Origin of the sequence: Sphingomonas kyungheensis, assembly GCF_037120395.1 — a bacterium.
Taxonomy (GTDB): Bacteria; Pseudomonadota; Alphaproteobacteria; order Sphingomonadales; family Sphingomonadaceae; genus Sphingomonas; species Sphingomonas kyungheensis.
In genome coordinates this window covers 1-12802 of sequence record NZ_JBBBDM010000004.1, presented here as the reverse complement: position 1 = coordinate 12802, position 12802 = coordinate 1, and the positions used below count along the sequence as shown (strand labels likewise).

11 protein-coding genes and 1 riboswitch are annotated in these 12802 nt (G+C 70.1%); of the genes, 4 read left to right on the top strand and 7 right to left on the bottom strand.

All coding sequences use genetic code 11. From position 1 onward, the window contains the following. Nucleotides 1-6 precede the first annotated feature (6 nt). From V8201_RS10935 to V8201_RS10915, 5 genes are read right to left on the bottom strand one after another with little or no spacing between them, the layout of a single operon-like run. Nucleotides 7-2427, bottom strand: a complete 2421-nt coding sequence (locus tag V8201_RS10935) for an FtsX-like permease family protein (protein ID WP_336545315.1) — start codon at nt 2425-2427, stop codon at nt 7-9. Further along, a complete protein-coding gene (locus tag V8201_RS10930) occupies nt 2427-2654 on the bottom strand; it encodes a hypothetical protein (protein ID WP_271299737.1) in 228 nt (75 codons plus the stop codon). Before V8201_RS10930 ends, V8201_RS10935 begins: the two co-directional genes overlap by 1 nt. A gap of 18 nt (nt 2655-2672) precedes the next feature. Further along, on the bottom strand, nt 2673-3350 hold the full coding sequence (locus V8201_RS10925; RefSeq protein ID WP_336545314.1) for a head GIN domain-containing protein: 678 nt from the start codon (nt 3348-3350) through the stop codon (nt 2673-2675). Nucleotides 3351-3372: 22 nt separating this feature from the next. Further along, nucleotides 3373-4053: an ABC transporter ATP-binding protein gene (locus V8201_RS10920; protein ID WP_271299738.1), complete on the bottom strand. Its 681-nt coding sequence runs from the start codon at nt 4051-4053 to the stop codon at nt 3373-3375. A gap of 12 nt (nt 4054-4065) precedes the next feature. Further along, nucleotides 4066-5247 carry an efflux RND transporter periplasmic adaptor subunit gene (locus tag V8201_RS10915; RefSeq protein WP_336545313.1) on the bottom strand — a complete coding sequence of 394 codons (1182 nt, stop codon included), beginning with the start codon at nt 5245-5247 and terminating at the stop codon, nt 4066-4068. Between the two features lie 189 nt (nt 5248-5436). Between V8201_RS10915 and V8201_RS10910 the strand changes: the two genes are divergently transcribed. From V8201_RS10910 to V8201_RS10895, 4 genes are read left to right on the top strand one after another with little or no spacing between them, the layout of a single operon-like run. After that, entirely contained in the window at nt 5437-6678 is a 1242-nt protein-coding gene (locus tag V8201_RS10910; RefSeq protein ID WP_336545312.1) for a sigma-54-dependent transcriptional regulator, read from the top strand. Beyond that, nucleotides 6668-7834, top strand: a complete 1167-nt coding sequence (locus V8201_RS10905; RefSeq protein ID WP_336545311.1) for a sensor histidine kinase — start codon at nt 6668-6670, stop codon at nt 7832-7834. Before V8201_RS10910 ends, V8201_RS10905 begins: the two co-directional genes overlap by 11 nt. 13 nt (nt 7835-7847) lie before the next feature. Beyond that, nucleotides 7848-8987, top strand: a complete 1140-nt coding sequence (locus V8201_RS10900; protein WP_271299742.1) for an endo-1,4-beta-xylanase — start codon at nt 7848-7850, stop codon at nt 8985-8987. Nucleotides 8988-9010: 23 nt separating this feature from the next. Then, nucleotides 9011-10243: an SGNH/GDSL hydrolase family protein gene (locus V8201_RS10895; RefSeq protein WP_336545310.1), complete on the top strand. Its 1233-nt coding sequence runs from the start codon at nt 9011-9013 to the stop codon at nt 10241-10243. A gap of 18 nt (nt 10244-10261) precedes the next feature. On the opposite strand, the gene V8201_RS10890 is transcribed toward V8201_RS10895, so the two are convergent. Beyond that, entirely contained in the window at nt 10262-11290 is a 1029-nt protein-coding gene (locus tag V8201_RS10890) for a methionine synthase (RefSeq protein WP_336545309.1), read from the bottom strand. Nucleotides 11291-11319: 29 nt separating this feature from the next. Beyond that, the gene (locus V8201_RS10885; protein ID WP_336545308.1) at nt 11320-12300 is read right to left on the bottom strand and encodes a putative oxygenase MesX; all 981 of its coding nucleotides are present in this window, start codon (nt 12298-12300) and stop codon (nt 11320-11322) included. 116 nt (nt 12301-12416) lie between these two features. Then, nucleotides 12417-12635, bottom strand: a riboswitch (cobalamin riboswitch). Nucleotides 12636-12802 lie beyond the last annotated feature (167 nt).

Genomic DNA, 12802 nt, shown 5'->3' with positions numbered 1-12802 from the left:
GCTGCGTCATTCGTGACGCAGCGCCCAGGCGGGCGCGGCGCGGCTCGCCCGCAGCGACTGGCCGAGCACGGTGAGCACCGCGATCACCGTCGCGATCAGGCTCGCCGCGACGAAGTAGAGCGGCGACAGCGCGATCCTATCGTCGAACCCCGCCAGCCACGTCCGCATCGCCAGATAGGCGAGCGGCCAGGCGACGAGATTGGCGACCAGCACCGGCCGCAGGAACTGGCCGACGAGCAGCCGCACGATATCGGCGGAGGAGGCGCCCAGCGTCTTGCGGATGCCGATCTCCTTGACCCGCCGCTGCGTGTTGAACGAGGCGAGGCCCCACAGACCGACGCAGCCGATCAGCACCGCCAGTCCGGCGCCGATGCCGAACAGGCGGGTGGCGCGATCGTCGGCGGCGTAGAAGCGTGCGAGCCGCTCGTCCGCGGTCTTGCCCCCAAACGGCACCTGCGGCGCCATCCGCTGCCACACCTGTCGGACTTGAGCGAGCATCGCGCGCGGATCGCCGGTGAAGCGCAGCGACGTCACCGTGACGTAGCTCAGATCGAGCGGGTCGGGCGTATAATAATAATAGGTCGCGGCGATCGGATCGTGCGGCGAGACGAAGCGGATGTCGGGCACCACGCCGACGATTGTCCGCGGCCGATCGCCACCCACCGTCTTGCCGATCGCCTCCTGCGGCGAGCGGAAGCCGAGCGTCGTCACCGCCTTGCGACTGATCAGGATGTTGACGCCGGCGCCGAGATACTGCTTGGCGCGATTGTCGGCGGCATGCGCGTCGTCCAACAGGCGTCCGGCGATCGGCCTGATGCCATAGGTGTCGAAGAACCCGGGCCCGACGTCGACCCAATTGAGCGATGGCCCGTTTCCGGCAACGCCGGGCAGCGGCACGTTGTCGCTGCTGGTGCTGCCGCTGCCGCCGACCGTGGCATTGGCGGTGCCGAGCGCGGTCACGCCGGACAGCGCGCGCAAGTTCGCGAGAATCTCGCGCGCGCGCGCCTTGCCGATCTGCTGGTCGGCGAGCGAGGGGACGATGATCAGCCCCTCACGCTGATAGCCGACGTCGGCGTTGCGGACGTAGCGGGTCTGCGCGACCAGCACCGCCGTGCCGATCATGAAGGCGATGGCGAGCCCGAACTGGAAGACGACGAGCGCCTCGCGCACCCGCGTCCCCGCCCTGCCACCGCCCGGCGCGCGTGCCGAGGCGAGCACCGCCGCCGCCGGCACGCGCGCGAGCAGCACCGCAGGATAGAAGCCCGCGGCAATGCCGATCACCACCGCCAGCGCGATCAGCGCCGGCACGACCAGAGTATAGGGGATGGTCAGCGACAGCCCGCCCGCCGCATTGACCAGCGGCAGACCGAGTTCGGCGAGGATCAGCCCGAGCAGCGCGGCGAGCCCGGCGGTCAGCACCGCCTCGCCGAGGAACTGGCGGATCAGCGCCGCGCGATCAGCGCCGAGCACCTTGCGCATCGCCACCTCGCGTGCGCGCAGGCCGGCGCGGGCGGTGGCAAGGTTGACGTAATTGACCATCGCGATCAGCAGCGTCAGCAGACCGACCAGCCCGAGCGTGACGACGGTGAGCTTGGTTCCCGCGCCGATGTCGGCGGTGAGATGCACGGCGACGAGCGGCAGCAGCGCGATGCCAATCGTCTTGGACGGCGACGGTCCCATGTCATGCGTCGCGCGGCGATCGATGAAGGCGGGAAGCTTCTGTTCGAAAGCGCGCGCCGCCGCCGGGGTGTCGAAACGCAGATAGGTGGATAGCGAGGCACTACCCCAATGCGTCCAATTCGGCCTCGGCGGCGTGCGCGGCAGGCGGATCAGGATCGTCGCCTTAAACTCGCTGTTGTCGGGGAGGTCACGGAACACGCCCGCGACGCGATAGCGCTGCGGCGCATAGCCGACGATCGTCATCGTCTGACCGATCGGGTCGCTGCTGCCGAAATAGCGTTTGGCGAGGCTTTCACTGATCAGCGTGCCATTCGGCGTCGCCAGCCCCCGCTTGCCACTGCCCCGCGCCATCGGCAGGTCAAAGATGTCGAAGAAGCTCGCGTCAACCTGCGCGACATCTTCCTGCGTCGCGACACCGTTGCGCAGCACGCTACCTCCGTTGCGACCGCCGTCGATGCGCGTGCCGATCAGGCCGGGGAAATCCTCGCGCAACTGGGTCAGCAACTCTCCCATCGTATCGTTGCTCGGGCCGTTGAACGGGCTTCCCGGCGTGTTCCACACCGTCTCGACCAGATAGATTTTGTCATGGTTCGGCAGCCAGCGTTCGAAACTCGTCTCGAACCGCACGTACAGGCCGAGGACGAGGAACACCGCGATCCCCACCGCCAGGCCGCCGATGTTGAGCGCGGCATAGAGTTTGTGGCGGATCAGCGAACGATAGAGCGACAGCAGCGCAAAGCGGTTCATCAAAGGGGCTCCGTCACGGAAGGCGGCGTGCCGCTCGACCCATCGATCGCGATCGACAGATGGCCGGCACGCCCGAAGGAGATCGCGCCCGACCCGCGCCAGCGCAGCCGCACCTCGTCGACATGGACGTGGGCGAGCAGCACAGCGACGGCGACCGCCACGACGATCAGGGCGATGTCGCGCAGCGGGCTGGGCGGCCGGCAGCGGGGGTCAGGGGCGGACGACATGGCGAGGGGCGGGCCGGCTCAGCCGCAGCGCACGATGGCGCTGCCGCTCTTGTGGATCGCGCAGCGGCCGCCGCCGCCGATGCGGATCAACCCGCTGCCGCCGGCATCGATATCGGCGCTGCGCGTCGCGGTCGCGGCGATCTCGCCCGATCCGCCCATTGTGACGCGGACGGACGGGGCGGCGAGCGCGCGCGTGTCGATCTTGCCCGATCCGTCGAGCGCGATTCCCACCGTGCCGGCGCGTCCGGCCGCGACGATCGATCCCGATCCCGGCAGCGCGAACCGCGCCGTCTCGGCATCGAGCCCGTCGACGCGCAGCGTGCCCGATCCGCTGATCGAGCCGGTGAAGGTGCGGCCGGTCGCCGACGCGATGCGGATCGAGCCGGAACCGGGGATCGCCGCGGCGCGCAGCTGCGGCACCGTCACGGTGACACGCGCGCCCGTGTCGCGCCAGTTGCCCGGACGGCGGCCGACGCGCAGCGTATCGCCGCGCACGTCGATCGCCAGCGCCGCGACCGCGCGCGGATCGCCGCTGGCGACGACCGAGCGTGTCGCGCCGGCGACGACGACGACGCTGTCCGCCCCGGTCAGCTCGACCGCGTCGAACGCGCCGACGGCGAAGCTGCGCGGCGGCGCATCCTGGGCGAGGGCGGGCACGGCAAGTCCGGTGAGGAGAAGGGTGAGACGAGGACGCATGGGGATAGCCTTTCGTTGACGGTCAGAGGGCACGGGCGGCGGAGGCGACGATACGGCCGTCGAGCATGTCGATGCGGCGCTTGGCCATGTCGGCATGGCTCGGCGAATGGGTGACCATCACGATCGTCGCGCCGTCGTCGTTGAGGCCGGCGAGGATGTTCATCACCTGCTCGCCGTTGCTGGTGTCGAGGTTGCCGGTCGGCTCGTCGGCGAGGATCAGCGACGGATTGCCGACGATCGCGCGCGCGATCGCCGCGCGCTGCTGCTGCCCGCCCGACAATTGGTGCGGATAGTGGCGCGCGCGATGCGCGATGCCGACCTTGTCCATTGCCGCGGCGACGCGCTCGCGCCGCCCCTGCACCGCCTCCTTGCGATAGGCGAGGCCGAGCGTGACATTCTCCTCGATCGTCAGATCGTCGATCAGGTTGAAGCTCTGGAAGACGAAGCCGAGGTGGGCGCCGCGGAACCGCGCCAGCGCCGCTTCGTCGAGCGTCGCCAGGTCCTGTTCGCCGAACAGATAGCGCCCGGCGCTCGGCCGATCGACCGTGCCGAGCGTGTTGAGCAGCGTCGACTTGCCGCACCCCGACGGCCCCATGATCGCGACGAACTCGCCGGCCGCGACGTGCAGGTTGATGTCGTGCAGCGCGGTCGTCTCGATCTCGTCGGAGACGTAGCGGCGCTGGATATTCTCGAGCCGGATCACGGGTTCGTCCTTTCAGCGGAGGTTGAGGAGGTCGCCCTTCACGGACGCCGTCGAGGAGGTGATGATGCGATCGCCGGGGGCGAGGCCGCTGCGGATCTCGACCTGTTCGGCGTTGCGCCGGCCGATCGTGATCGCGCGCCGCCGCGCATGGCCGCCGTCCGCATCGAGCACGAACACCGAACTGCCGCCGGTATCGAGCCAGCCGCCGATCGGCGCGACCAGCGCCGGCTGCGTGCTGCCGAGCGTGATGCGGACATCGATCGTCTGGCCGCGGTTGAGTCCGGCGGGAGCCTGGCCCGCGAACATGAGCTCGACGCGGAAGCGGCCGTCCTTGACCGCGGGCAGCACCTTGCTGACCGTCGCGCGCGCCGCGCCCGCCTGCGCCGACTGGCCGACTGCGACGCGGCCGAGATAATATTCGTCGACATCGGCGAGCAGCTTCCACGCACCCTCGCTGTCGACCTGTCCGGCGGGGTCGCCGGGCTTGAGCGACTGGCCGGGCTGGAGCGTGAAGTTGGTCAGCCGCCCGCCTGCGGGCGCGCGGATCACCAGCGCGTCGAGCCCCGATCGCACCATCGCCAGATTGCCCGACAGCCGCGTCCGCGTGTCGGCGAGCCGCGCCGCCTGCAATGCGGTGATCCGCGCCTCGCTCGCGCCGCCCGCCTGCAACTGCTTGACGCGCTGTTCCTGATAGGCGGCGGCCTCGGCGAAGCTCTTGACGCCCGCGTCGGAGACGATGCCCTTGTCGTAGAGCTGCTGGCGGATCGACAGGTCGCGCCGCGCCTTGATCAGGTCGTAATGCGCCTGCGCGAGCTGCCCGGCACGGTCGAGCCGGTTGCGCTCGATCGCCAGATCCTGTCCCGACACGTCACCCAATTGCCCCGCGATCTGCGCCTCGCGGGTCAGCACCTCGAGCCGCAGTTCGGGATTGGCGAGGCGGGCGAGCGGCTGACCCGCCGCGACCATCGCGCCGTCCTGGACCAGCAGCGTCTCGACCTGCCCGCCGGCGAGCACCCCGACCAGGGTCGTTAGCCGCGGCGCGACGGTGGCGCGCACCGGCAGGTAATCGGCGAAGGGCGCACGCGTCACCGTGCCGGTCTCGATCGTCGCGGCGGCGATGTCGGTCGATCCCGCCGCCGGCAGCAGCCGCCAGATCGCCAGCGCCGCCAGCAGCGCGACGGCCGCGCCGATCACCACGCGCCGCCGCCACCACCTGGGCGCGACGCGCCGATCCATCCCCGCGCCGGCAGAAGCATTTGCGTGTAACGAGGGTTCGGTCATCATGCGAACAGTGTCGCCGATCCTGTCCGAAAAGCCTAAATCACTATGAATGAACGATTTTCTTCCGATCCCTGCTCGCCCGACCGTTCGCCTGCGGACACAGTGTCCGGCGATGGACAGTCGGATGAGGCGTCAAGCCCGCGCATCCTGCTGATCGACGACAATCCCGCGGTGGCGCGGGCGATGGAGATCGCCTTCCGTCTCGCCGGTCATCGCTTCGACGTCGCCGTTGATCCCGAGGAGGGCCTGTCGCGGCTCGCCCGCCACCGCTACGACGCGATCCTGCTCGATCTCAACTTCACCGCCGGCCGCGCCGATGGCGAGGAGGGGCTCGCCTGCCTTGCGCGGATCATCGCCGCCGATCCTGCCGCCTGCGTGCTGGTGCTCACTGCGCACAGCGGCATCCGAATCGCGGTCGCGGCGATGCAGAGCGGCGCGCGCGACTTCGTGATGAAGCCGTGGCGCAATGCCGAGTTGATCGCCAAGGTCACCGCGGCGATCGCCCGCGGCCCGCTCGCGGCCGCCGCCGCGCCCACCGTACCGGGATCGCCGCCGCCGGTGCTGATCGGCGACAGCGCGGCGATGCAGCAGCTGCGCGCGCTGATCGCCCGCGTCGGCCCGACGCCGGCGAGCGTCTCGATCAGCGGCCCGCCCGGCAGTGGCCGCAGCCTCGCGGCGAGTGCGATCCACGCCGCGTCGCGCGATCCGGCGCCGCCGCTGCGCCTCGACCTGCGCGACGCCGCCGACTGGCCGCGGCTCGATGGCGCGCCTTCGACGTTGATCCTGCGCCGCCCCGACGCGCTCGACGCGCAGGCTCAGCAACGGCTGGTCGATCGCCTGCCCGCCGACACGCGCTGCATCGCGATCGTCGACGATGCGGCCGCGCTGATGCCGGCGCTGCGCCGGCGGATCGCGACGCTCGATATCGCCATGCCGCCGCTCGCCGCGCGCGCAGGTGACGCGCTGCTGCTCGCACGCCATTTCCTGCGGGCCGCCTGCGACCGGTTCGATCGCCCATCCGCCCAATTCACCGAGGCGGCGGCGGCGCTGATCCTCGCCACCGACTGGCCCGATTCGGTGCGCGGACTCGCGCTCGCGGTGGAACGGGCCGCTTTGCTCGCCGAGGGCGACCGGATCGACGCCGCCTCGCTCGCGCTGCCCGAGTCCGCCCCCGCCGCTGCCGCCACGCCGGTCGCCGAGCCGGGCTTCGCGCTGTCGCAGGCCGAGCGCGCGACGATCGAAGCGGCGTTGCGCGAACATCGCCACAACGTCAGCCACGCCGCGGCAGCGCTCGGCATCAGCCGTGGCGCGCTCTACCGGCGGATGGCGCGCTATGGGCTCTGACATCCCGCGCCCCATGGCGACCGCGCTCGCCCTGTTCGGCTGCGGTATCGTCGCCGCGGCGGCGTGGCGCTGGCAATTGTGGGGATCGGTCAGCGGCGCGCTGCTCGTCGCGCTCTGGCTCGCGTTGCGCAGCCTCGTCGTCGCACCACCGCCGCCGCGCCACGATGCCCCGCCCGTCGCGGACCCCTTCGCCAACCGGCTGTTGCTCGATGCTGCGCCGACGCCGATGCTGGGCATCGAGGCGGAGCAGGTGCGCGCGCTCAACCGCGCCGCGCGCGCGATGTTCGCGACCGACGACCGGGTGCTGCCGCCGCCGCCCGCCCTGCTGTCGCGCGACGCCCGCTATCTGCGCCATGCCGAGCGGCGCTGGCGGATCGATCGCGTCGTCCTCACTGCGCGCGGCGGCGAGCGGATCGTTGCCGCGCTGGTCGACAGCGAACAGGAGGAACGCGTCGCCGAGGCGCGCGCCACCGGCGAGATGATCCACGTCCTCGGCCATGAGCTGCTCAACGGCCTCGCACCGATCGTCTCGCTCGCCGACAGCGGCGTCGCCGCGCTCGACCGGCCCGCGCCCGATCTGCCGCTGCTCCGCGAGATCCTGACGACGCTCGCCCGCCGCACCGAAGGCTTGCAGCGCTTCACCGAAGCCTATCGCGCGCTCGCCCGCCTGCCCGAGCCGCAGCGTCGCGTAGTCTCGCTTGCCCCGCTCGCCGACGATCTCGCCCGGCTGTTCGCGGTGCGCTGGCCGCAGGTGCGCCTGATCTGCGACGCGGCGGCGTTGCCCGACTGGTCGATCGACCGCGACCAGATCAGCCAGGCGCTCTGGGCGCTGCTCCAGAATGCCGCGGAGGCGGCGCTGGCGAGCGCGGCCGATCCGCGGGTGACGCTCGCACTGCACGTCGACGGTCGGACGCTGGCCTGCCATGTCGGCGACAATGGCGGCGGCATCGCCGCGGCGGACGTCGCCCGCATCTTCCGCCCGTTCCACACGACCAAGGCCGACGGCACCGGCGTCGGCCTCAGCCTCGCGCGGCAGATCGCCCATGCGCATGGCGGCACGCTGACCCTCGCCTCCGCGGTGCCGGCGCATTTCATCCTTTCCATTCCGTACCTTGACGCGGACGTCCGGGTCGCGAATGATTGCGCTAACAATTAAGAGAGGATCGAGCATGTCACCGACCCGCCGCGACCTGCTCGTCGCTGCCACGGCGGTCGCGGCCAGTGCCGCCACCGCGCCGCTCGCCGCCGCCGCGCCCGACAGTCTCCAGGCGATCGCCGCGCGACGCGGTCTGCGCTTCGGCAGCGCAGTGCCGTGGCAAGCGGGCGGCCGCAACGGCGTGCCGCTCGCCGACCCGGCTTATGCGCGGCTGATCGCGGCGCAATGCGGGCTGATCGTCGCCGAGAACGAGATGAAGTGGCAACATCTCCGCCCGAGCCCCACCACCTTCGCCTTCGGCCATTTCGATGCGATCATGGCCTGGGCGGAGCGCGAGCATCTCGCGGTCCGCGGCCACAATCTGCTCTGGCATCAACCGAAATGGCTGCCGCGCTGGCTCAACGACTATGATTTCGGCGCGCAGCCGCATGCCGCCGCCGAAACCCTGCTCACCACGCATATCCGCACCGTGATGAACCGCTACGGCCGCCGCATCGCCAGCTATGACGTCGTCAACGAAGCGGTGCGGCCGGAGGATGGCACCCTCTACGACACGTCGCTGTCGAAGGCGCTCGGCGGTGCGGAGCCGACGCTCGACCTCGCCTTCCACACCGCGCGCGCCGCGGCGCCCGATGCGCAACTCGTCTACAATGACTATATGAGCTGGGAGCCCGGCAACGCCAAACATCGCGCCGGCGTGCTGCGGCTGCTCGAAGGCTTCCGCCGGCGCAACGTGCCGGTCGACGCGCTCGGGCTGCAATCGCATCTCGTCACGCAAGGGCCCGACGGCACGGCGAGCGCGGCGCAATTGCAGGGCGAATGGCGGCGCTTCCTCGATGCGGTGACCGCGATGGGGTACGGCCTGCTGATCACCGAGCTCGACGTGCGCGACAATCACCTGCCCGCCGCGATCGCCCCGCGCGACCGGGCGGTCGCCGATTTCACCCGCGCCTATCTCGACGTGACGCTCGCCTATCCCAAGCTGCGCGACGTGCTGTGCTGGGGATTGAGCGACGCGCACAGCTGGATCGAGGGGTTCGAGCCGCGCCCCGACCATGCCAAGCGCCGCCCGACGCCCTATGACGTCGCGCTCCGCCCCAAGCCGATGCGTGCGGCGATCGCCGCGGCGCTGGCGGCGGCACCCGCGCGCTGAACGCCGAGACACAGGAGAGACGGATGACAGGACGATACGGACGTGCGGCGCTGCTGCTCGCGGCGCTGGCGGGCGGTACGGCCCTCTCCGCCCAGACGCCGATGGCGCGCTGGGTGCCCGCCTGGGGATCGGCGCAGATGGTCGCCACCGCGGCGGACGCCGAACGGATCGCCGCGATCGGCCCGGTGACGATCCGCCAGGTCGTCCACCTCTCCGCCGGCGGCACGCGCGTCCGCGTCCGCCTGTCGAACGTCGCCGGTGACGCGGCGCTCCGCATCGACGCCGCCGCCCTCGCCCGCGGCGCCCCCGGTTCGGCGACGGTACGCGACGGCGCGCCGCTGACCTTCGCCGGCGCGCGCACCACCGTCATCCCGCCGGGCGCGGAGGTCTATTCGGACCCGCTGCCGCTCGCCACCCGCGCCGGCGACGATCTCGCGATCAGCCTGTTCCTCGCCAAGCCGCCGATCCGCCACACCGGTCATCCCGGTGCCCGCGCGACGAACTACGTCACCGCCGGCGATCATGTCGCCGCCGCGACGCTGCCCGATGCGCAGGCGATCGGCGGCTGGTGGGATCTCGCCGATGTCGAGGTGAGTGGCGGCAAGACGGATGCGGCGATCGTCGCGATCGGCGATTCGATCACCGACGGCCGCGGCGTCCGCGACAATGCCAACACGCGCTGGACCGACGTGCTGGCCCGCCGGCTCGGCGGCAATGCCCGCACCGCGCATCTGGCGCTGGTCAACGCCGGCATCGGCGGCAACCATATCCTCACCGACGGGCTCGGGCCCAGTCTGCTGGCGCGCTTCGACCGCGACGTCATCGCCCGGCCCAACGTCCGCTATGCCGTCGTGTTCGAGGGCGTCAACGATCTCGGCGGACTGACGCGCGAGGCGCCCGTCGACCCGGTGAGCCAGCGCGCGCTCTACGATTCGATCGCCGCGGCCTTCCGCGAACTCGCCGCGCGTGCGCATGCGCATGGCATCACGCTGATCGGCGCGACGATCACGCCGCTGGTCGGGAACGATTATTATCACGCCACCCCGCCGACCGAGGCGACGCGGCAGCGGCTCAACACGCTGATCCGCAGCGGCGGCATCTTCGATGCGGTGATCGACTTCGACGCGGTGGTGCGCGATCCCGCGCATCCTGACCGGCTGCTCCCCGCCTATGACATCGGCGACCACCTCCACCCCAATGAGGCGGGCTATCGCGCGATGGGCGACGCGGTCGCGCTGCGCCTGTTCGGCGGCTAGCGCGACCGCGGAGCGCGACTAGCCCGCCAGCTCGGCCCGGACGATCGCCGCGCCCGCCGCCAGCGCGTGCAGCTTGCCGCGGGCGACGGCGCGCGGCAGCGGCGCCAGGCCGCAATTGGTCGCGGCCCACAATTTGTCGGCATCGACGAAGCGCAAGGCGTTGCGCAGCGTCGCCGCGACCGCCTCCGGCGTCTCGACCATGTCGGTGGCGACGTCGATCGCCCCGACCATCACCGTCTTGCCGCGGACCAGCTCGATCAGCTCCATCGGCACGCGCGAATTCTGGCATTCGAGCGAGATGATATCGATCGTCGAGCGCTGGAGGTTGGGGAAGGTCCGCTCATATTGCCGCCATTCGGCGCCGAGGCTCTGCTTCCATTCGGTATTGGCCTTGATGCCATAGCCATAGCAGATGTGCACCGCGGTCTGCGCCTTGAGTCCCTCGGCGGCGCGCTCCAGCGTCGCGATGCCCCAGTCGTTCGCCTCGTCGAAGAAGACGTTGAACGCCGGCTCGTCGAACTGGATGATGTCGACCCCCGCCGCCTCGAGCTCGCGGGCCTCGTCGTTGAGGATGCGGGCAAATTCCCAGGCGAGTGTCTCGCGGCTATGATAATGGTCGTCGTAGAGCGTATCGATCATCGTCATCGGCCCGGGCAGCGTCCATTTGATCGGCCCGGCGGTCTGCGCCCGCAGGAAGCGCGCATCCTCGACGAACACCGGCGCGGGGCGCGACACCGCGCCGACGACGGTCGGCACGCTCGCGTCATAGCGGTTGCGGATGCGGACGGTGGCGCGCTGGGTGAAATCGACGCCGCGCAGATGTTCGATGAAGGTGGTGACGAAATGCTGCCGCGTCTGCTCGCCATCGCCGATGATCGTGATGCCGGCCTGCCGCTGATCGTCGACTGCGAGGCGCAGCGCGTCCTGCTTGCCCGCGACCAGCGCGTCGCCGGAGAGATTCCACGGCGACCACAAGGTCTCCGGCTGCGCGAGCCATGAGGGTTTGGGCAGGCTGCCCGCGGTGGTCGTCGGCAAGAGGTGGGTCATGTTGGTCTGTCCTTCTGGCATCGGGCCGGTCACAGGCCGCAGGTCGCGGACCAGCGCGCGAGCGTCGCGCCGTGCGGCTCGATCAGATGCTGCTGCGCATAGCGTCCCTGGTCGACGGCGAGGCGGCTGCGTTCCTCGCGATCGTAGACGATGCGCGTCAGTGAATAATCCTGGCTCGACAGGCTGGGGCGGTAGAATGCGGCGGCGACGGCGTTGGCGTTGTAGATCTCGGGCCGGTAGATCTTCTGGAAGCTCTCCATCGTGCTGATCGTGCTGGCGAGTTCGCCATTGCTGTAATCGCTGACCAGATCGCCGATATGATAGAAAGCGAGCGGCGCGGCGCCGTGCGGCGGCAGGAAATAGCGCGCGGTCATTCCCATCTTGGCGAAATAGGCGTCGGTCAGCGACGCCGCCTCGGTCTGATATTCGATGCCGAGGATCGGGTGCAGATTGGCGGTGCGGTGATAGACCGCCTGGCTCGACACGCTGAGGCAGATGACCGGCGGTTTGCCGCAGCGGGCGCGATAGCCATAGGACCGCAACAGATGCCGGAACAGCTTGCCGTGCAGATCGCCGAACTGCGGCGGCGGTTCGCCCTGCCCGGTCCGCTGGCGATGCTCGGGCAGCACGACGCTGAAGTCGTAGTCGCGCAGGTAGGAGGAGAAATTGTTGCCGACGATGCCGGGGAGCCGGGTGCCGCTGCGCCGGTCGATGACATGGGTTTCGAGCATCTCGATCAGCGGGAAGGCGGGTTCGCCGGCGCCCAGGTCCAAACCGATCGAGAGGATATCGAGGCTGACACCATAGCGGTCGCCGGTCGGATTATCCCAGTCCATCAGCGCGTTGAACGGCCGGTCGATCATCATCAGCGTCGCGCGCAGATTGTCGCGGCGCCGCTCGCCGCGCGCCAGATTGGCGAAGTTGGTGGTGATCCGCGTATCGTCGGCGGGGCGATACTCTTCGTCGAACGGAATGCTGCCGAACGTGAATGTGACGTCGCTGTCGGTCATGACTCACCTGCTTGTATCGGCAGAGGTCAAGGCAAGAGCGCACACGGCCGCATCGCTTCGGCGTCGCCGCCGAATCCTGCATCGCGCGCGATCCACCGGAGCAACCCCCGTCCGAGGAACGTTATCGCGTCGGAGGCAGGTCTCCTGGCTCACGGGTCATCACGGTGGTTCCGGCCTTCCCGGGCGCACGCACCCAGTGACACATGAAGGAACCGCCGCTCGCCGCTTACAGTTGCGGGGGCAGCGCCGGATTCTGTCCCGAAGGACACCACCGGCTTCCCGTCTTAGCCCCATCGCCGCGAGCGGAATGAGGAACCTCGACACTACGGTTCAACACCATCGGGCGGGTGTCGTCAATCCTGACATAAAGATATCTTTATATCTTGATGTCGCGGTGGACGAGGGTGTCTTTGGCTGGACAGCCCGGAACGCACGAAAGCCCCGGGCCGTGGGGGCTGGGGCATTGGTGGTGTTTTGGGATGGTTGCGGGGACAGGATTTGA

Excerpts from the sequence above, each read along its gene's own strand:
- V8201_RS10935 (WP_336545315.1), bottom strand. The coding sequence starts at position 2,427 with ATGAACCGCTTTGCGCTGCTGTCGCTCTATCGTTCGCTGATCCGCCAC.
- V8201_RS10930 (WP_271299737.1), bottom strand. The coding sequence starts at position 2,654 with ATGTCGTCCGCCCCTGACCCCCGCTGCCGGCCGCCCAGCCCGCTGCGC.
- V8201_RS10925 (WP_336545314.1), bottom strand. The coding sequence starts at position 3,350 with ATGCGTCCTCGTCTCACCCTTCTCCTCACCGGACTTGCCGTGCCCGCC.
- V8201_RS10905 (WP_336545311.1), top strand. The coding sequence starts at position 6,668 with ATGGGCTCTGACATCCCGCGCCCCATGGCGACCGCGCTCGCCCTGTTC.
- V8201_RS10900 (WP_271299742.1), top strand. The coding sequence starts at position 7,848 with ATGTCACCGACCCGCCGCGACCTGCTCGTCGCTGCCACGGCGGTCGCG.
- V8201_RS10895 (WP_336545310.1), top strand. The coding sequence starts at position 9,011 with ATGACAGGACGATACGGACGTGCGGCGCTGCTGCTCGCGGCGCTGGCG.
- V8201_RS10890 (WP_336545309.1), bottom strand. The coding sequence starts at position 11,290 with ATGACCCACCTCTTGCCGACGACCACCGCGGGCAGCCTGCCCAAACCC.
- V8201_RS10885 (WP_336545308.1), bottom strand. The coding sequence starts at position 12,300 with ATGACCGACAGCGACGTCACATTCACGTTCGGCAGCATTCCGTTCGAC.